Annotated in this window: 18 protein-coding genes and 1 pseudogene; 9 read left to right on the top strand and 10 right to left on the bottom strand. The window is 61.2% G+C overall.

Going from position 1 to position 19,284, the window contains the following annotated elements; translation table 11 throughout:
• Positions 1-180: pseudogene (locus tag M2400_RS27895) on the top strand (phage antirepressor protein); the annotation flags it as partial.
• Positions 181-286: 106 nt separating this feature from the next.
• Here M2400_RS27895 and M2400_RS27900 read toward each other — a convergent pair.
• The 3 genes from M2400_RS27900 to M2400_RS27910 are packed head-to-tail and all read right to left on the bottom strand — an operon-like array spanning position 287 to position 2,793.
• Positions 287-1,060, bottom strand: coding sequence for a MetQ/NlpA family ABC transporter substrate-binding protein (locus M2400_RS27900; protein WP_177043559.1), 774 nt, complete (start codon positions 1,058-1,060; stop codon positions 287-289).
• A gap of 51 nt (positions 1,061-1,111) precedes the next feature.
• Complete coding sequence (locus M2400_RS27905; RefSeq protein WP_010168623.1) at positions 1,112-1,786, bottom strand: methionine ABC transporter permease; 675 nt, start codon at positions 1,784-1,786, stop codon at positions 1,112-1,114.
• Positions 1,786-2,793 (bottom strand): methionine ABC transporter ATP-binding protein, encoded by a 1,008-nt coding sequence (locus M2400_RS27910; protein ID WP_177112290.1) that lies wholly within the window; start codon positions 2,791-2,793, stop codon positions 1,786-1,788. The genes M2400_RS27905 and M2400_RS27910 overlap by 1 nt, the downstream gene beginning before the upstream one ends.
• 268 nt (positions 2,794-3,061) lie before the next feature.
• Here M2400_RS27910 and katE point away from each other — a divergent pair, with 268 nt between their 5' ends.
• Complete coding sequence (katE, locus tag M2400_RS27915) at positions 3,062-5,203, top strand: catalase HPII (protein WP_177130041.1); 2,142 nt, start codon at positions 3,062-3,064, stop codon at positions 5,201-5,203.
• A 100-nt stretch (positions 5,204-5,303) separates the two neighbouring features.
• On the opposite strand, the gene M2400_RS27920 is transcribed toward katE, so the two are convergent.
• The 4 genes from M2400_RS27920 to M2400_RS27935 are packed head-to-tail and all read right to left on the bottom strand — an operon-like array spanning position 5,304 to position 8,109.
• Positions 5,304-6,023 carry a PA5502 family lipoprotein gene (locus M2400_RS27920; RefSeq protein WP_259199991.1) on the bottom strand — a complete coding sequence of 240 codons (720 nt, stop codon included), beginning with the start codon at positions 6,021-6,023 and terminating at the stop codon, positions 5,304-5,306.
• 37 nt (positions 6,024-6,060) lie between these two features.
• Entirely contained in the window at positions 6,061-6,849 is a 789-nt protein-coding gene (gene znuB / locus M2400_RS27925) for a zinc ABC transporter permease subunit ZnuB (protein ID WP_010168631.1), read from the bottom strand.
• Positions 6,842-7,627 carry a zinc ABC transporter ATP-binding protein ZnuC gene (znuC, locus tag M2400_RS27930; protein WP_177043556.1) on the bottom strand — a complete coding sequence of 262 codons (786 nt, stop codon included), beginning with the start codon at positions 7,625-7,627 and terminating at the stop codon, positions 6,842-6,844. The genes znuB and znuC overlap by 8 nt, the downstream gene beginning before the upstream one ends.
• Positions 7,627-8,109, bottom strand: coding sequence for a Fur family transcriptional regulator (locus M2400_RS27935; RefSeq protein ID WP_003214819.1), 483 nt, complete (start codon positions 8,107-8,109; stop codon positions 7,627-7,629). The genes znuC and M2400_RS27935 overlap by 1 nt, the downstream gene beginning before the upstream one ends.
• Before the next feature lie 58 nt (positions 8,110-8,167).
• Between M2400_RS27935 and M2400_RS27940 the strand changes: the two genes are divergently transcribed.
• Complete coding sequence (locus M2400_RS27940; protein ID WP_259199984.1) at positions 8,168-9,097, top strand: zinc ABC transporter substrate-binding protein; 930 nt, start codon at positions 8,168-8,170, stop codon at positions 9,095-9,097.
• A gap of 118 nt (positions 9,098-9,215) precedes the next feature.
• Here M2400_RS27940 and M2400_RS27945 read toward each other — a convergent pair whose 3' ends face one another.
• Positions 9,216-10,169: a homoserine kinase gene (locus M2400_RS27945; RefSeq protein ID WP_177079069.1), complete on the bottom strand. Its 954-nt coding sequence runs from the start codon at positions 10,167-10,169 to the stop codon at positions 9,216-9,218.
• 56 nt (positions 10,170-10,225) lie between these two features.
• Positions 10,226-10,516 (bottom strand): DUF2782 domain-containing protein, encoded by a 291-nt coding sequence (locus M2400_RS27950; protein WP_259199978.1) that lies wholly within the window; start codon positions 10,514-10,516, stop codon positions 10,226-10,228.
• A 74-nt stretch (positions 10,517-10,590) separates the two neighbouring features.
• Between M2400_RS27950 and polA the strand changes: the two genes are divergently transcribed.
• Positions 10,591-13,383 carry a DNA polymerase I gene (gene polA, locus M2400_RS27955; protein WP_259199977.1) on the top strand — a complete coding sequence of 931 codons (2,793 nt, stop codon included), beginning with the start codon at positions 10,591-10,593 and terminating at the stop codon, positions 13,381-13,383.
• 266 nt (positions 13,384-13,649) lie between these two features.
• On the opposite strand, the gene yihA is transcribed toward polA, so the two are convergent.
• Complete coding sequence (yihA, locus tag M2400_RS27960; protein WP_259199959.1) at positions 13,650-14,291, bottom strand: ribosome biogenesis GTP-binding protein YihA/YsxC; 642 nt, start codon at positions 14,289-14,291, stop codon at positions 13,650-13,652.
• A 192-nt stretch (positions 14,292-14,483) separates the two neighbouring features.
• Here yihA and M2400_RS27965 point away from each other — a divergent pair, with 192 nt between their 5' ends.
• The 5 genes from M2400_RS27965 to M2400_RS27985 all read left to right on the top strand — a co-directional run bounded on the left by M2400_RS27965 (position 14,484) and on the right by M2400_RS27985 (position 19,230).
• Positions 14,484-14,786: a cytochrome c5 family protein gene (locus M2400_RS27965; RefSeq protein WP_177112282.1), complete on the top strand. Its 303-nt coding sequence runs from the start codon at positions 14,484-14,486 to the stop codon at positions 14,784-14,786.
• A gap of 33 nt (positions 14,787-14,819) precedes the next feature.
• Positions 14,820-15,425 carry a cytochrome c4 gene (locus tag M2400_RS27970; RefSeq protein WP_010168648.1) on the top strand — a complete coding sequence of 202 codons (606 nt, stop codon included), beginning with the start codon at positions 14,820-14,822 and terminating at the stop codon, positions 15,423-15,425.
• A 169-nt stretch (positions 15,426-15,594) separates the two neighbouring features.
• The gene (locus tag M2400_RS27975; RefSeq protein ID WP_177043549.1) at positions 15,595-16,230 is read left to right on the top strand and encodes a thiol:disulfide interchange protein DsbA/DsbL; all 636 of its coding nucleotides are present in this window, start codon (positions 15,595-15,597) and stop codon (positions 16,228-16,230) included.
• Between the two features lie 10 nt (positions 16,231-16,240).
• Positions 16,241-17,119, top strand: coding sequence for an endonuclease/exonuclease/phosphatase family protein (locus tag M2400_RS27980; RefSeq protein ID WP_177043548.1), 879 nt, complete (start codon positions 16,241-16,243; stop codon positions 17,117-17,119).
• Positions 17,116-19,230 (top strand): GGDEF domain-containing protein, encoded by a 2,115-nt coding sequence (locus M2400_RS27985; RefSeq protein ID WP_259199955.1) that lies wholly within the window; start codon positions 17,116-17,118, stop codon positions 19,228-19,230. The genes M2400_RS27980 and M2400_RS27985 overlap by 4 nt, the downstream gene beginning before the upstream one ends.
• Positions 19,231-19,284 lie beyond the last annotated feature (54 nt).

Raw genomic sequence — 19,284 nt, forward strand, 5'->3', positions numbered from 1 at the left:
GCCCTGCGCCAATGGTTGACCCACGAAGTAGTGCCCGCGCTGCGCGGTAAACAGCAGGCAAGCGAAGGCCCGGCCCTGAGTGGGTTGGCCTGGTCGACGGCAAGTTTGAGTGTGTTGCAGTGGCGCAATGAGCCGTGGATCCGGCTGCGGGATATGCCCAATGTGTTGCCGGGCGTGTAGCGCTTGAAACTGTGGGAGCTGGCTTGCCTGCGATACAGGCGGCGCGGTGTTACTGATACACCGCAGTGATGCCATCGCAGGCAAGCCAGCTCCCACATTCGATGGATCAGAACGCCGGCAGGATCGCGCCTTTGTACTTCTCGAGAATGAACGCTTTCACTTCCGGGGTGTGCAGGGCTGCTACCAGCTTCTTCACTGCGTCCGAATCCTTGTTGTCTTCGCGGGTCACCAGGATGTTCACGTAAGGCGAGTCATTGCCTTCGATCACCAGGGCGTCCTTGGATGGATCCAGCTTGGCTTCCAGCGCGTAGTTGGTGTTGATCAGCGCCAGGTCGACCTGGGTCAGCACGCGCGGGAGGGTGGCGGCTTCCAGTTCGCGGAATTTCAGGTTTTTCGGGTTGCCGGTGATGTCCTTGATGGTCGACAGGATGTTGGTCGGGTCCTTCAGGGTGATCAGGTTGTGCTTGGCCAGCAGCAACAGCGCACGGCCGCCGTTGGTGGCGTCGTTCGGGATCACGACGTTGGCGCCGCTTGGCAGCTCCTCCAGTTTTTTGTACTTGCTGGAGTAAGCGCCCAGAGGCTCAAGGTGCACAGCGCCGACGCTCACCAGGTGAGTGCCCTTGGCTTTGTTGAACTCGTCCAGGTACGGCTGGTGCTGGAAGAAGTTGGCGTCCAGGCGCTTTTCGGCCACCTGTACGTTGGGCTGGACGTAGTCGGTGAAGACTTTGACTTGCAGGTCCACGCCTTCTTTGGCCAGGGCCGGCTTCACGAATTCGAGGATTTCAGCGTGAGGCACCGGGGACGCGGCCACGGTCAGGGTTTCGGCGGCGTGGGCGGAAAACGCGGCAACGGCGGCGAAAGCAACCAGTAGTTTTTTCATTCAACAAGCTCCTTGTTCGGGTATTGGCCGGCTTCGCGCCGGCAATAGCCGTTATTTTCGAGAAAAGTGCACCACCAGCTTGTCGCCGACGGTTTGCAGAATTTGCACCAGGATCAACAGCAGCACCACGGTGACTACCATCACGTCGGTCTGGAAGCGTTGATAGCCAAACCGGATCGCCAAGTCACCCAGGCCACCGGCACCCACCACACCGGCCATGGCCGTGTAGGACACCAGTGTAATCGCCGTCACCGTAATCGCCGCGAAGATGCCGGGGCGAGCTTCGGGCAGCAAGGCGTTGGTGATGATCTGCCGGGTGGTTGCGCCCATGGCCTGGGTCGCTTCGATAATCCCGCGGTCCACTTCACGCAGCGCGGTTTCCACCAGGCGCGCAAAGAACGGCGTGGCCCCCACCACCAGTGGCGGAATCGCACCGGCAACCCCCAGGGACGTGCCGGTGATCAGCACCGTGAACGGAATCATCACGATCAGCAGAATAATGAACGGCAGCGAGCGCAGGATGTTCACGATCAGCGACAGCAGGGCGTACAGGTTTTTTTGTTCAAACAGCTGGCGCGGGCTGCACAGGAACAGCAGCACGCCCAACGGCAAGCCCAGCAGCACGGTGAACAGCAGCGAGCCGAACAGCATGGTCATGGTGTCGCCGGTGGCGAGCAGGATTTCCGACCAGTCGATATTCGAGAAAAAGCTCAACAGGATTTCCATTAGCGCAGCACCTCCATATGGACGTCTGCCGCGGTGAAGGCGGCGAACGCGGCCTCCATGTCACCACCGGTGACGGCCAGGGTCAGTTGCCCGTAGGGGATGTCTTTGATGCGGTCGATACGGCCGGCAAGGATGCTGTAGTCCACACCCGTGTCGCGGGCGACGGTACCCAGCAGTGGCGCGTAGGTCGCTTCACCCTGGAACGTCAGCCGCACGATGCGGCCCGGCACGTGGGCGAAGTCATCACGCTGCTCGCCTTCGTCGACTTGCTCGGACTCTTGCACGAAACGCTTGGTGGTCGGGTGCTTGGGGTGCAGGAACACGTCGGCGACGGTGCCTTGCTCCACGATCACACCGGCATCCATCACAGCCACGTGGTCGCAGACCCGGCGGATCACGTCCATTTCATGGGTGATCAGCACGATGGTCAGCTTCAGCTCGCGGTTGATCTCGGCCAGCAGTTGCAGGACCGAGGCCGTGGTCTGCGGGTCGAGGGCGCTGGTGGCTTCGTCGCACAGCAGGATCTTCGGCTTGGTGGCCAGGGCGCGGGCGATGCCGACGCGCTGCTTCTGGCCGCCCGACAGCTGCGCCGGGTACTTCTTGGCGTGGTCGGACAGGCCGACCCGGGCAAGCAGTTCGGCCACCCGCAGGTCGATTTCCTTGCGGGACAGTTCGCCCGCGAGGGTCAGCGGCAGCGCCACGTTGTCGGCAACGGTCTTGGACGCCAGCAGGTTAAAGTGCTGGAAGATCATCCCGACCTGTTGCCGGAAACGGCGCAGGCCGTTGGCGTCGAGGGCGGTGACTTCTTCGTCATCGACCATGATCTGACCGCCGCTGGGTTGCTCCAGGCGATTGATCAGACGCAGCAAAGTACTTTTTCCCGCACCGGAATGGCCGATCAGACCAAACACCTGGCCATTTTCGACGCGCAGGTTGGTGGGATGCAGCGCGGGGATATCCTTACCGGCGACCCGGTAGGTTTTATGGACGTTATGAAACTCGATCACGTAGCGAACCTTGTGGGGCGCATTAAAAAGGGATCAGCGGTTAGCCGGGCGCGCATTTTAGCCTGTCCGTATAGCGTTTCTTAGCATTTATTTCTCATCCGACCAGCGATTTGGCAATAACGCGATCAAAGGTCATAAAAAAGGAACGGTGCAAAACCGTGTCAGTCACTACTTAAGCAACTCGAAATTCCCGGGTGCCGTGCCTGGGGTTTTGCTCAAGAAGAGCCGGGGATCGCTCTGGCCTACGCAAACGAGGAGTTTTTGTCTGATGAGCACTAAAAAGCCAGTTACCCCGCCCAAGAGCGAACTTGCGGGTACCGACACTCTGGACCGTGGCAACACCAACGCCAAGCTGCAAAGCCTGGAAACTTTCCGCTCCGACGCGACCGGCCAGGCGCTGCGCACCAACCAGGGCGTGAAGGTTTCCGATAACCAGAACAGCTTGAAGGTCGGCTCCCGTGGCCCCTCGCTGCTGGAAGACTTCATCATGCGTGAGAAAATCACGCACTTTGACCATGAACGCATCCCGGAACGTATCGTCCATGCCCGCGGCACCGGCGCCCATGGTTATTTCCAGACCTATGCAAACCATTCGGCGCTGACCAAGGCCGGGTTCCTGCGTAACCCCGAACATAAAACCCCGGTATTTGCGCGTTTCTCCACGGTGCAGGGCCCGCGCGGCTCGGGCGATACCGTGCGTGACGTGCGTGGGTTTGCCGTGAAGTTCTTCACCGACGAAGGCAACTTCGACCTTGTGGGGAACAACATGCCGGTATTTTTCATTCAGGACGCGATCAAGTTTCCTGACTTCGTGCATGCGGTAAAACCTGAGCCTCACAACGAAATTCCTACCGGCGGCTCGGCCCACGATACGTTCTGGGATTTTGTCTCGCTGCAACCGGAGTCGGCGCACATGGTGATCTGGGCCATGTCCGACCGCGCAATTCCAAAGAGCCTGCGGACCATGCAGGGTTTTGGCGTGCATACCTTCCGCCTGGTGAATGCCGAGGGCAAATCCAACTTCGTCAAATTCCACTGGCGGCCTACCGTCGGCACCTGTTCCCTGGTGTGGGACGAGGCGCAGAAGCTGGCGGGCAAAGACACCGACTTCCACCGTCGCGACCTGTGGGAATCCATCGAAGGCGGCGATTACCCGGAATGGGAATTGGGCGTGCAGGTCATCGCCGAGGAAGACGAGCATAAGTTCGACTTCGACATTCTCGACCCGACCAAGCTGATCCCCGAAGAGCTGGTGCCGATCACGCCGCTGGGCAAGATGGTGCTCAACCGCAACCCGGACAACTACTTTGCCGAGACCGAGCAAGTGGCATTCTGCCCGGGGCATATCGTGCCGGGTATCGACTTCTCCAATGACCCGCTGCTGCAAGGTCGCCTTTTTTCCTACACCGACACGCAGATCAGCCGACTGGGCGGGCCGAACTTTCATGAGCTGCCGATCAACCGTCCGGTCGCGCCTTTTCATAATGGCCAGCGTGATGCCATGCACCGCACCACCATCGACAAGGGGCGTGCGTCCTACGAGCCGAACTCGATTGATGGTGGCTGGCCGAAAGAAACCCCGCCGGCTGCCGAAGACGGTGGCTTTGAGACGTATCCAGAGCGCATCGATGCCCACAAGATTCGTGAGCGCAGCGAGTCGTTCGGCGATCACTTCTCCCAGGCACGATTGTTTTTCCGCAGCATGAGCAAGCACGAGCAGGAGCACATCATCGCCGCCTACAGCTTTGAGCTGGGCAAGGTGGAGCGCGAGTTCATCCGGGCGCGTCAGGTGAACGAGATCCTCGCCAACATCGACCTGGAGCTGGCCAAGCGTGTGGCGCAGAACCTGGGGTTGCCAGCGCCGAAGAAAGGCACGGTGCCGGAGCGCAAGACGTCTCCGGAACGTTCGCCAGCATTGAGCCAGGCCAACTTGCTGTCGGGTGATATCAAGACCCGGAAAGTAGCGATTCTGGCGGCGAACGGTGTTGATGGTGCCGCGATTGCGGCGCTGAAGAAGGCGCTGGAAGCCGCCGGTGCACACGCCAAGCTGCTCGGGCCGACCTCGGCGCCGGTGACGACGGCCGATGGCAAGAGCCTGCCGGTGGATGCCTCCATGGAGGGCTTGCCGTCGGTGGCGTTCGATGCGGTGTTTGTGCCGGGCGGTGCCAAGTCAGTGCAGGCGTTGAGCGGCGATGGCGTGGCGTTGCATTACTTGCTGGAGGCGTACAAGCACTTGAAGGCGATTGCCTTGGCCGGTGAGGCGAAGCAGTTGCTGGATGTGCTCAAGCTTGAGGCGGATGCGGGGCTGATAGTGGGCGGTGATGCGAAGGCGTTGAAGGCGTTTTTTGCCGCGATTGCCCAGCATCGGGTCTGGGATCGGGAGCCGAAGGCTAAAGCTGTTCCGGCTTAAGTTATTGGTTGTTTGTAAGACCGCTGTCGCAGGCAAGCCAGCTCCCACATTTTGAATTGTGAATACATTCAAGTGTGGGCGCTGGCTTGCCTGCGATGCTTTATTCGGTCTTGCGCGGAATCAGCACAACCTGCGCCGGAACCTTCTTCAGGATCTGCCGGTGAATCTTCAGGTCATACCCCGAATCAATGCGTTTCACCCGTTTGGTCAGCAATGTGGCCAGCCATGGGTAATCTTCGGTGCGCGGCGCCTGGATGCTCACGTCACACTGGTAATTCACCACATCGGTGGCGATCTCATCCAGTTGATGGCGCAACGCCTCGATGTCGGTGAGGTTCAGCGCAACCGTGGTGCTTTCGGCCGCAGGGTCGATGACTCTGGCGGGTGGCTTGGCTTCGGCGGCTTTCAGCGCAGCTTCGGCTTTATCCAGCTCGACTTTGCGGGCGTGGGTGATCGCGCTGTTGACGCCACCGGTCAGCGCCGGTGCCTTGGGCATCAATGCCCGTGCGCGGCTCAGGGCTGTGGCGGCGGCGTTGACGTCACCTTTTTGCAGGACGATCTGGCTGCGCTGCAAGTAGGCTTCGGCCAGTTGGCGCTGATAAGACTCCAACGCCGGGTCGTTGGGCGATTGGGCCTGCAGCGCGGCCAGCTCGTCTTCGGCGGTGGCCAGTTCACTGCTGGCGAGGTTTTGCTCCAGCTGTGCGATGGCCGCAGCACGCGCGTCCGGCGCCTCTGGGGCGGCGGGCGAGGTGCTTTGGCAGGCGCCCAGCAGCAAGGAAAATGCGGCAAGGAGCAGATAACGGAAGTTGAACAGCTTCATTCCTGCGACTCTCTAATTGCGCAAAAAGCGAGCAAGTCTACACCCCGCGACGGGGCAGGACAAAACTCAGCAGAAACAGGGCGGCCGCCGTGACCACAATCGACGGCCCGGCCGGGGTGTCCTTGAACCAGGACAGCGCCAGGCCACCACACACCGCAAGCATCCCCAACAGGCTGGCGCCAACCGCCATTTGCTCCGGCGAGCGGGCGTGACGCTGGGCCGCAGCGGCCGGGATGATCAGCAGCGATGTGATCAACAATACGCCGACAATCTTCATCGCGACAGCAATCACCACGGCGATCAGCAGCATCAGGGTCATGCGCAGCGCCGCCACGGGCAAGCCTTCGACGGTGGCCAGTTCTTCGTGGACGGTAATTGCCAGCAGTGGGCGCCACAGGGTTACCAGCAACACCAGCACCGCCGCGCTGCCGCCGAGGATCCAGGCCAGGTCGGTGGGGCTGATCGCCAGCAAGTCGCCGAACAGATAGGCCATCAGGTCGATGCGCACTTCGTGCATGAAGCTCAGCACCACCAGGCCAAGGGACAAGGTGCTCGGCGCCAGGATGCCCAGCAACGTATCCGAGGCCAGCGGCTGGCGCTGTTGCAGGGTCACCAGCAGCACCGCCAGCAACAGGCAGCCGACGGTGACGGCGATGGTCGGGCTCACATCCAGCAGAAAACCCATGGCCACGCCCAGCAGCGCGGCGTGGGACAAGGTGTCGCCAAAATAGGCCATGCGCCGCCAGACCACGAACGAGCCCAGTGGGCCCGCTACAAGCGCCAGAGCCAAGCCTGCCAGCAGGGCGTAGAGCAGAAAATCAGCCATGCTTGCAGCTATCTCCATGAACGTGGGTGTGGGTGGCGGCGGGGTCATCGACGACGGCGCCATGCAGGTCATGGGCGTGGTCGTGATGGTGGTGATAAATAGCGAGGCTCTGGGCATTCTTGCCGAACAGCTCGACGAAGGCCGGGTCGCCGCTGACCTGTTCCGGGTGGCCGGAGCAGCACACATGGCGATTGAGGCACACCACCTGGTCGGTGGTGCTCATCACCAGGTGCAGGTCGTGGGAGACCATCAGCACGCCGCAACCGTGGCGGTCCCGCAGGCGGGTGATCAGGCTGTACAGCTCGGCCTGGCCGGCCACGTCGACGCCTTGCACGGGTTCATCCAGCACCAGCAGTTCCGGCTCGCGCAACAAGGCGCGGGCCAGCAGCACGCGCTGCATTTCGCCGCCGGAGATGCTTTGCACCGGGCTGTCGATCACCTGTTCGGCGCCGACTTCCTTGAGGGCCGACTGTGCGCGGGCACGGTCTACGCCGGGCACCAGGCGCAGGAAGCGCAGCACCGACAGGGGCAAGGTCGGGTCCACATGCAGCTTTTGCGGCATGTAGCCGACCCGCAGCTTCGGCTTGCGCCATACGCTGCCGCTGTCGGGCTTGAGCAGGCCGAGCACGGCGCGCACCAGGGTGGTCTTGCCGGCGCCGTTGGGGCCGATCAGCGTGACGATCTGCCCTGGTTCGACGCTGAGGGCGATGTTGTCCAGCACGTTTTGCCCGGCGAACGTGACCCCGACCTGCTCCAGGCGGATTAACGCAGTGCTCATCAAGCCCCCTGGCAGCCCGAGCACACACCGACGACTTCGACGGTTTGCCCTTCGACCTTGAAGCCGACGTCGCCGGCGCTCTTGATGATGCTGTCGCTGATGCTTTTTTGCTCAAGCTCGATGGCGGCGTGGCATTCGCGGCAAATCAGGAACTGGCCCTGGTGCGCGTGTTCCGGGTGGTTGCAGCCGACAAAGGCGTTGAGCGACGAGATGCGGTGCACCAGGCCGTTGTCCAGCAGGAAGTCCAGCGCGCGGTACACCGTGGGCGGCGCGGCGCGGCGGCCATCTTGCTCGCTGAGCACGCCGAGGATGTCGTAGGCACCCAGCGGCTTGTGGCTTTGCCACACCAGCTCCAGCACCCGGCGACGCAGGGCGGTCAGGCGCAGGCCTTGGCGCGCGCACAAGGCGTCGGCCTCTGACAGTGCGCTGTGCACGCAGTGAGAGTGGTCATGGGGACGGCTGGCAAGCGGTGTTTTAGGCATGAGCGGCGACAGATATTTGTGAGAGACGTTATTATGTTACCTGTTCCTGCCTCCTTGAGTGGTCATCGTGTCCAGACTTTTTCCCGTTTTTGTCGTATTTGTCACCAGTTTGTTGCTTGCAGGTGCCGCCCAGGCGGAGGTTCGGGTGCTGACCAGCATCAAACCGTTACAGCTGATTGCCGCCGCCGTGCAGGACGGCGTGGCGATTCCCGAGGTATTGCTGCCGCCGGGCGCTTCGCCCCATAACTATGCGCTGCGTCCTTCCGACGTACGGCGCGTGCAGTCGGTGGACCTGCTGTACTGGATTGGCCCGGACATGGAGAGCTTTCTGCCACGCGTCTTGAAAGGCCGCAGCTTGCCGACGGTAGCCGTGCAGGACCTTGCGGGGATGAAACTGCGCCGGTTCACCGAAGATAGCCACTCCCACGCTGAAGATGCCGACGAACACGATCACGATCATCGCCCGGGCAGCCTGGATGCGCATTTGTGGTTGTCGACGGTCAATGCCCGGGTGATCGCTAACCGCATGGCGGCAGACCTGAGCGCCGCCGATCCGGCGAATGCCGAGCGGTATCAGAGCAACGTGAAGGCGTTTGATGGCCGTATGGACGCGCTGGACGCGCGCTTGAAAGCACGTATGGCGGATGTCGCCGGCAAGCCGTACTTCGTGTTCCATGAGGCGTTCGATTACTTCGAGGATGCCTACGGCCTCAAGCACACCGGTGTATTCAGCGTGGCCGCGGAAGTGCAGCCGGGCGCCCAGCATGTGGCGGCGATGCGCACGCGGTTGCAGGAAGTGGGCAAGACCTGTGTGTTCAGCGAGCCGCCGCTGCGGCCGCGTCTGGCGGAAACGCTGGTGGCCGGTTTGCCGGTGAAGCTGGCGGAGCTGGATGCGTTGGGCGGCTACACGCCGGCCTCGGCCCAGGGGTATGAGCAGGTGCTGGAAAAGCTGGGGAATGACCTGGCTGGGTGCCTGGAGTCTTTATAAGCCACAACGAAGATCAAATGTGGGAGCTGGCTTGCCTGCGATAGCGGTGGGCCAGCTGACTCAAATGTAACTGACCCACCGCTATCGCAGGCAAGCCAGCTCCCACACTGACCGTGTGCTACAGCGCAAACGGCAGCGGGGTCTTGACCTGCTGGCGTTGCGCCAAACGCACTTGAAACTCTCGCGGGTCGTGAATCAGCACGTCCTGCCCGGCAAACGATTCCGCGGCAATCAGGCGTGACAGCCAGAACCGTACGCACGCCACACGCAACATGGTCGGCCACAGCTCCGCTTCCTTGGCGGTAAACGGCCGCAATCCCGCATACGCCCCCAACAGTGCCCGTGCCCGCTGGCCGTCGATCACGCCGTCGGCGTCCGAGCACCAGTCATTCAGGGCAATCGCCACGTCGTAGAGCATCGGCCCCGAGCAGGCGTTGTAGAAGTCGATCAGCCCGGTCAGGTGGGTGCCTTCGAACATCGCGTTATCGCGAAACAGGTCGGCGTGGATATTCGCCCGGGGCAGCGCGAGGATCTGCGCCTTGTGCGCCTCGATCTCATCCAGCGCAGCTTGCAGCAGGCCCTGTTGTTGCGCGTCGAGGTGCGAAATCAGTTGCGCGCCTTCACTGAGCATCCAGTCCAGCCCGCGATCAGTCTTGCGCTCCAGTACCTTCTCGCCTTGGGTGGCCAGGTGCAGGTGGCCGAGTAATTCACCCACTTGCACGCAATGCTGGGCGTTGGCGTCCTTGATGTGCTTGCCCGCCAGGCGCGGTTGCAGCAGCGCCGGTTTGCCGGCCAATTCGCGCAAGGCTACACCGTCGGTGGTGCGCAGTGCGTAAGGCACCGGCAGGTCGGCGTCGTGGAGCACGTCCAGCAGTTCGATGAAGAACGGCATTTCCTGCACGGGGCCGCGTTCAACCAGGGTCAGGACGAATTCGCCCTGTTCCAGGCTGATGAAGAAATTGGTGTTTTCACTACCAGCGGCAATCCCCTGGAAATCAAGCAGGCGGCCGAGCCCGTAAGGGGCAAGAAAGGTTTCCAGCTCGGGCCGAGCCAGGGGGGTGAACACAGACATGGTTAAAACTGCCGTTACGGGCGCTGCGGGGAGCAGCGCCGATTAAAGTTAAGAAATCATTTCCATTCGAAGATCTTCCATGACGGGATCAGCATATCCGGCTGGTCAGAGCGGATGAAGTTCGCATCGGTTCCGTCCGCGCGCACCAGGAAATACGGCGGAAAGCCTTTCTGGGTCACCTTGATCGCGTACAGGAAACCATTCTGGCGGTATTCCTGAATAGTCTTGTCGCCTTCCGTGCGAATGGTGACTTCCGGGTCGCCCGTGGGGGCAGTATCTGCCGCCACGGCCGCCATCGGAGTAAGTGCAATCAAGCCGGTCAACAACAGGCGATTTACTGTACGCATGATAACCTTGTCCCTTTGTCGTCATTGGTCCGGCTATTCTAGCGCCTGACCCGCCGAAAAGGTTGATCCTGCTCATGAGCCAAGCCCCCCTCGTCCTGGTGGACGGTTCTTCTTACCTGTACCGCGCCTTTCACGCGCTGCCACCGCTCACCACTTCCAAAGGCCTGCCCACCGGCGCGGTCAAGGGCGTGCTGAACATGCTCAAAAGTCTGCGCAAGCAGTACCCGAACAGCCCGTTCGCGGTGGTGTTCGACGCCAAGGGCGGGACATTTCGCGATGACCTGTACGCCGAATACAAGGCCAACCGCGCGAGCATGCCGGATGACATGCGCGTGCAGATCGAGCCGCTGCACCAGAGCGTGATCGCCCTGGGTTTCCCGCTGCTGTGCGTCGAAGGCGTTGAAGCGGACGACGTGATCGGCACCCTGGCCCGCAGCAGCGCGGCCGCTGACCGGCCGGTGGTGATTTCCACCGGTGACAAGGACATGGCGCAGCTGGTGGACGGGCACATTACCTTGGTCAACACCATGACCGGTAGCGCCATGGACGTTGAGGGCGTGAAGGAGAAATTCGGTGTCGCTCCCGAGCAGATCATCGATTATCTGGCGTTGATGGGCGACTCGTCCGACAACATCCCGGGCGTTCCGGGCATTGGTCCAAAGACCGCTTCCGGCTTGCTGGTGGGCGTCAACGGCGGTTTGAAAGAGCTCTACGAGCAACTCGATATCGTGCCGACCCTGCCGATTCGTGGCGCCAAGACCCTGGTCGCCAAGCTCGAAGAGCACAAGGAAAGCGCGTTCCTGTCGTACCAGTTGGCGACGATCAAGATCGACGTGCCGCTGGATGTGGGCCTGGACGACTTGCACCTGATCGAGCCGGATCGCGAGAAACTGCTGGAGCTGTACACGCTGCTGGAGTTCAAGAGCTGGATTGACGAGATTCAGCGTGATGCCAAGCGGGTCGAGTTGAGTGCGGCGCCCTCGGCGGCTGTCACTGAAGAAGCGGTTGAGACGGTCGCCCCGGTTTCTGTGGAACCGGTGTACGAAACCATCCTTACCCAGGCTCAATTCGATGTCTGGCTGAAGAAACTCAACGATGCCAAGCTGTTCGCCTTCGATACCGAAACCACCGGTATCGATGCCCAGCAAGCCCAACTGGTTGGCGTGTCCTTTGCTGTACAGGCCCACGAAGCGGCCTACATTCCACTGACCCACTCCTACATTGGTGCGCCGGAACAGCTGGACCGGGACACCGTCCTGCTGGCCCTGAAACCGTTGCTCGAAGACCCGGAAAAACTCAAGGTCGGCCAGCACGCCAAATTCGACATGAATATCCTGGCCAACTGCGCCATCGGCGGCGACCCGGCACATGGCATCACCGTGCGCGGCATCGCCTTCGACACCATGCTTGAGTCCTACGTGCTGAACTCCGTCGCGACTCGCCACGACATGGACAGCCTGGCGAAGAAATACCTGGACTACGACACCGTCAGCTTCCAGGACATCGCCGGCAAGGGCGCCAAGCAACTGACCTTTGACCAGATTGCCCTGGAGCAGGCCGGGCCTTATGCGGCGGAAGACGCCGATGTGACCCTGCGCCTACATCAGGAACTGCACAAGCAGCTCGCCGCTATTCCTACCCTGGCCAGCGTATTGTCCGACATCGAGATGCCGCTGGTGCCGGTGCTGGCGCGCATTGAGCGTCAGGGTGCCCTGGTGGATGCGGCGTTGCTGGGTATCCAGAGTATCGAGCTGGGTAACAAGATGGTGGACCTGGAGCGCCAGGCGTATGAAATCGCCGGCGAGGAGTTCAACCTCGGTTCGCCCAAGCAGTTGGGAGCGATTCTCTACGAGAAGCTCGGGCTGCCTGTGCTGAAGAAGACTGGCAAGGGCCAGGCGTCGACGGCCGAGGAAGTCTTGGCCAAATTGGCTGAAGATGACTATCCGTTGCCGAAAGTGCTGATGCAGTACCGCAGCATGAGCAAGCTGAAAAGCACCTACACCGACCGCCTGCCGGAACAGATCAACCCGCGTACCGGGCGCGTTCACACGTCCTATCACCAGGCCGTCGCGGCGACCGGGCGCCTGTCCTCCAGCGATCCGAACCTGCAGAACATTCCGGTGCGTACCGCCGAAGGCCGGCGCATCCGCCAGGCATTTGTCGCGCCCAAGGGCTACAAGCTGCTGGCGGCGGACTATTCGCAGATTGAGCTGCGCATCATGGCGCACTTGTCCAAGGACGAAGGCTTGCTCAATGCGTTCCGCGACGACCTGGACGTGCACACCGCCACGGCGGCCGAGGTGTTCAAGGTTGAGTTGACCGAGGTCACGTCCAATCAGCGCCGCAGTGCCAAGGCGATCAACTTTGGCCTGATCTACGGCATGGGCGCCCAGAAGCTGGGTAAGGACATCGGCGTCGACACCAAGACCGCCAAGGCTTACATCGATGTGTACTTCGCCCGCTACCCGGGGGTTCGCGAGTACATGGAGCGTACCCGCGCCCAGGCGGCTGACCAGGGCTACGTGGAAACCCTGTTCGGGCGCCGCCTGTACCTGCCGGATATCAACTCCAACAAGCCCCAGGAGCGCGCTGGCGCCGAGCGTACGGCGATCAACGCGCCGATGCAGGGCACTGCAGCCGATATCATCAAGAAGGCCATGGTCAAGGTCGACAACTGGCTGACGGCCTCGGGCCTGGACGCCAAGGTCATCCTTCAGGTGCACGATGAATTGGTGCTGGAGGTGCGTGAGGACCTGGTGGCTGAAGTCAGCGCGAAGATTCGTGAGCACATGAGCGAGGCGGTGAAGCTGGATGTGCCGCTGGTAGTAGACGTCGGCGTGGGCGACAACTGGGACGAGGCGCACTAAGCGCTGGGCTTGGGCCGCGGCGTCATGCCGCGGTGGCGCTATAGATCGGAAAACGCCGCGGGTTATTTCCAATAGTTTTTTGAACGTGCCGGAACTTAACCCGTGAATTGCTACTCAGAGTTACTGAATGGGTGGTGAAGCCCTTCAATGCTCCTATGTTGTGTTAAGTGTTGGCAGATATCTGGACCCCGCCCTAGCGGTCCGGAACTTGGACCCCGAACTTCCCCTCCCCATACGAAGTCCGGGGTTTTTTTTGCCCCGAGTTTTTACTCGGCGACCTCCGAACCCTTGTCAGCCAGTTCCATCCAGCCTGCCAGCACGGTGTAGGCATCTTCCAGGCCCATGCGTTTTGGCGCCGAGAACAGCTGGATAGTGACCGCATCACCCCAATCCTTACGGATTTCTGCCTGCACTTTGAGCAGGGTGTTTTTCGCTGCGCCGTAGGTCAGCTTGTCGGCCTTGGTCAGCAGGACATGCATCGGCATGCCGCTGGCGACGGCCCAATCGAGCATCAACAGGTCGAAGTCGGTCATTGGATGACGGATGTCCATCATCAGAATCAGACCCTTCAAACTCTCCCGGCCACCCAGATAGGCTTCCAGGTGACGCTGCCAGTGCAGCTTCAGCGGGATAGGTACTTTTGCGTAACCGTAGCCCGGAAGGTCGACCAGACGCCGATCATCGTCTAGCTTGAAGAAGTTGAGGAGCTGTGTGCGCCCCGGGGTTTTCGAGGTGCGGGCCAGGCTGGCGTGGGTCAGGGTGTTCAGCGCGCTGGATTTACCGGCGTTGGAACGGCCGGCGAATGCGACTTCGAAGCCTTCGTCATCGGGGCATTGGTCGACTTTGGCGGCGCTGAGCATGAAGGTGGACTGTTGGCACAGGCCGAGGATGGGATTCTTGAGTTGCATGAGTTTTCCGATGTGGGCGGTGCCGGGAATGGGTGCGGCAAGCGGTGTCGTTTCCGTTTCAGTAGCGCCAGTATATAATGCCGCAGATTTTGTGTGTGCTTTGTCCCAGCGAAGGATGAAGTTCACGGGAGCGATAGACCTTTATTGCGCATTAGAACGCAAAACGCTCTCAAACCCTGAAAAGGTCGATGTATGACCAAGTGGCTGCTGGCCCTCGGTGTCTTGATGCCACTTTACAGTGCGCAGGCTACACAGGATCCGGAGGCTGTGTACAACCGCGTTTGCGGGGCCTGCCATGCCGGACAGTTGCCCAACGCCCCGAAACGGGGTGACCAGGCAGCCTGGAAGCCAAGATTGGCTCAAGGTATGGACACGCTGGTGCAACACGTGACCCAGGGTTTCAAGGCGATGCCGCCGCGTGGTTTGTGCATGGACTGCAGTACCGAGGATTACCAGGCCATCATTCAGTTGATGGTGAGTAAACCCGGTCCATAACTCTTTAACCCTTAGCCGTAGTTGGATTAGCTGATGAACAAACTGATCGTGAGTCTGCTGTTGACCTTGGGCATCACCGGTGTTGCCCATGCCGCAGGCGACGCCACTGCCGGCCAGGCGAAAGCCGCCGTATGTGGTGCTTGCCATGGACCGGACGGTAATAGCCCGGCGCCAAACTTTCCAAAACTGGCCGGCCAGGGTGAGCGTTACCTGACCAAGCAGATGCACGACATCAAGGACGGCAAGCGTACGGTCCTGGAAATGACCGGCTTGCTGACCAACCTCAGCGATCAGGACCTGGCAGATATCGCGGCGTATTTTGCCAGCCAAAAGGGCAGCGTGGGAGCTGCTGATCCGAAACTGGTGGCCCACGGTGAAGAATTGTTCCGTGGCGGCAACCTGGAAAAAGGCATGCCTTCCTGCATCGGCTGCCACTCGCCTAACGGCGCAGGCCTCGCGGCTGCTGGCTTCCCGCACTTGAGCGGCCAGCATGCCCAGTACATCGGCAAGCAGTTGACGGACTTCCGCGAAGGTAATCGCACCAACGACGGCGACACCAAGATCATGCAGAGCATCGCCGGGAAACTCAGCAACAAGGACATCGAAGCCGTGTCCCAATACATCCAGGGCCTGCACTAAGTGTCCCGGCTACGTTAACGCTCGATTAATCCGTCGATGCAAGCATAAAAAGGGTGGCTTAGGCCGCCCTTTTTTGTGGCCGGTGCCGTTACACTAACGAACTCATGCCCGCGTAGACCTGTCACAACAAAGGTCGCGTGAGGCGACTTTATTTGTCCAGGAGTAAAGCATGCGTAATCTGATCCTCAGCGCCGCTCTCGTCACTGCCAGCCTTTTCGGCATGACCGCACAAGCTGCCGACGTGCCGCTTGAAGCCGGTAAAACCTATGTTGAATTGGCCAATCCTGTCCCGGTTTCCGTACCGGGCAAGATCGAAGTGGTGGAGCTGTTCTGGTATGGCTGCCCGCATTGCTACGCGTTTGAGCCGGTCATCAATCCGTGGGTCGAGAAGCTGCCTGAGGACGTGAACTTCAAACGTATTCCTGCCCTGTTCGGCGGCCCATGGGATGCCCACGGCCAGCTGTTTATTACCCTGGACACCATGGGTGTAGAGCACAAGGTGCACGCCGCCGTGTTCAACGCCATCCAGAAAGAAGGCAAGCGTCTGCTCAAGCCTGATGACATGGCCGATTTCGTTGCCACCCAAGGCGTCGACAAAACCAAGTTCCTTGAGACATTCAACTCGTTCGCTGTGAAGGGCAAGATGGCCCAATACAAGGAACTGGCCCAGAAATACGGCGTGCAAGGCGTACCGACTCTGATCGTCGACGGCAAATACCGTTTCGACATCGGCAGTGCCGGTGGCGAAAAGGAAGCCCTGAACGTGGCCGACCAGTTGATCGCCAAAGAGCGCGCAGCCAAGTAAGGGGCCCGTCATGCGTCGCTGGGGTACTGAACGTGTCGTTGGCCTGCATGACCCGAAGGTCAATGAACACCACCTGGAATCCACGGGCCTGCCGGCAGACAGCCGGTTGCGCCTGCTCAGTTTCAATATCCAGGTAGGTATCAGTACCGAGAAATACCGGCATTACCTGACCCGTGGCTGGCAGCACCTGCTGCCCCACAACGGGCGTGCCGGCAATCTGCAAAAGATCGGCGACCTGCTGGGCGATTTCGACCTGGTAGCCCTGCAGGAGGCCGACGGTGGCAGCCTGCGTTCCGGCTACATCAACCAGGTCGAGCACCTGGCCCAGCTCGGTGCCTTTCCCTACTGGTATCAACAACTCAATCGCAACCTCGGCAAACTCGGCCAGCACAGCAACGGTGTGCTCAGCCGCCTGAAGCCGTGGGCGATCGAGGATCACCCGTTACCCGGTCCTAAAGGCCGCGGGGCGATTCTGGTGCGGTTCGGCGAAGGGCCGGAAGCGTTGGTGGTGGTGATGATGCACCTCGCGTTGGGGGCTCGAACCCGCACCATGCAGTTGGCCTATATCCGTGAGTTGATTGGCAACTACAAACACCAGGTGCTGATGGGTGACATGAACACCCATGCCACAGACCTGCTGCAAAATTCCCCGTTGCGTGACCTTGGGTTACTGGCGCCGCAAGTCGAAGCCACCTTTCCCAGCTGGCGCCCGCAACGTTGTCTTGATCACATTCTGCTCAGCCCGACCCTGACACTCGAAAGCGTGCAGGTGCTGGCGCAGCCCATCTCCGATCACCTGCCCGTCGCGGTAGAGATTCGTCTGCCGGGTTCGCTCACGGCTGATGCATTGCCCGCGTTGAGCCCCGGCCCTCGCGGACCCCTTGCATGAGCGACGACGCCCAGCGTTGGAAAGAAAAATACCTGTTAAGCATCGAGCAACAAGAAAAGCTCGAGCGTCGCTGGGCCGCCCGCCTCGACCTGCTGCGCCGGGGGCTGGTGCGCAGCACGCTGGCGGCTGAAGGGACCGACCGCGCAGTTGACCAATGCATGAAGGAAATGCGCGACGTTGTGCGTACGGACGACATGGACGCCGCCCTCGCTGCATTGTTGCCGCGCCTGGAAAAGGCCGTGCTGGATTCGGAACAGCGCCGTGAAACCCGGGTCGACCAGATAGGCACGGCGTTGACGGCCCTGGTCACTCAGTTGCAAAAACTGCCGTTGCCGCGAGAAGTGAGCCGCCCGCTTAAGGCGTTCGCCAAACAGCTGGACGGCCGGGTCGGCCAGGCGCGAGAGATTCCGCTGTTGCTGAGTGAACTGAGCGGCCTCCAAGGGCAGGCGCTGAGTAACCTGGAGCCGGAGGGTGAGACCAGCCGTTCGGGTCCGGGGCTGTTGCAGCGCCTGTTTGGCGCCAAGGACGCTGCGGTCGAAACCCCGGAGGTTGAGCCACGCGCGCCATCCCGCCCTGCTGTTCAGGCGCCTGCTGCGCCAAAGCTCAAGGCGGTGGATGAAGTTGAAGCGCCGGCGCAATCTGAGGAGCTGACCCAGGCATTGCGGGCTTTTGCACCGCAATCGAAGGTTCAGGTCCCTGTCGAGTTGCCCCCTGAGCCCGAACCGCAAGTAAAGGCTGCTGAGGTTGTCAGCGAAGTGACGCCCGCTGCCCCGCCCGTCGTTACCATCGCGCCCGTCATCGAGGCACCCGCTGCGATTATCGAATCGCTGGAGCCCGAACAACCGATCGAAACGGAGGTTGAGCCCGCTCTCGAGAGTGCCCTCGCCGCCATGGTCGAGGCGCCGCAGGTGCAGGCCTGCGAACCGGAGCGAACCGAGATCGGCAGTCTCTCCCTGCCGCCGGTCCTGGCCGACGAGCCGGAAGAGGCGGCCGAGTTGGAAGAGTTGAACCCCGACGAGCTGCAAGCGGATCAGGTCTACGCCCTGCCCGACACCCCCGAGCCGTCTTACAGCTCGGTGGCCAAACACATCGAAGACACCCTGCTCGGCCTGCTGGAAGACTTGTCGCTGCCCGAGCGTCACCGGCCCCAGGCCGAAGCCATGCGTGAACGCCTGACCCACGGCTTGAACTGGTACGAACTGCTGCCGATTCTCGATGACCTGGCGGTGTTGATGCTGGCGATTACCGACAGTGGCCAACATGAGTTTGAGGCCTACCTCAAGCAGCTCAATGAGCGCCTCGAAGCGTTCCAGGGTCACCTGCAGGTGGCCAGTGACGGCCACGCCGACAGTCGCTCGGCTGCCAGGGAACTGGATACGCAGATCCGTGAACAAGTGGATGGTTTGCAAAGCAGCGTGCAGGACGCGGCGGACCTGGATAGCCTCAAGCATGTGCTGGAAAGCCACCTCGAAGGGCTGCTCGGCACCATGGACCAACACCAGCACCAGCGTGACCAGCGCGAACAGGAAGTGGCTGCCCGTCTAAAAGGCCTGGCCGAGCGGGTCGCCAATATGGAGCAAGAAGCCCAAGGCTACCGTGAGCATCTGGAGGTTCAGCGCCAGAAAGCGTTGATCGACCCACTCACCGGCTTGCCCAACCGCGCGGCCTGGAGCGAGCGCCTGGAGCAAGAGGTCAACGCCTGGCATCAGCGTGGCAATAGCCTGTCGCTGGCGATGCTGGACCTCGATCACTTCAAGCGTATCAACGACGGCTACGGTCATCTGGCCGGCGACAAGGTGCTGAAGATCATCGCCACGGTGCTTCGCAAACGCCTGCGTCCCAACGACTTCATCGCGCGCTTTGGCGGTGAAGAGTTTGTGCTGCTGATGCCCAACTCATCCTTGTCAGAAGCATTGGCAGTGGGTGAAACCCTGCGGGCTGCCATCGAAGCCTGCCCGTTTCACTTCAAGGGCGAGCCGGTGACGATTACGGTGTCCATGGGCATGGCGCAGTTTCAGCCGGGAGAGCGCAGTGACCTGGCCCTCAAGCGCGCCGACGAGGCGCTTTACCGCGCCAAGGCCGCTGGGCGCAATCAGGTGCAGGCGGCCTGAAAATGTTCCATTTTGTTTAAAACGTCGCATTTGGCCGCTGGGCAGCAAACGGTA

This window comes from Pseudomonas sp. BIGb0558 (assembly GCF_024807515.1).
GTDB classification, from domain to species: domain Bacteria; phylum Pseudomonadota; class Gammaproteobacteria; order Pseudomonadales; family Pseudomonadaceae; genus Aquipseudomonas; species Aquipseudomonas yamanorum_A.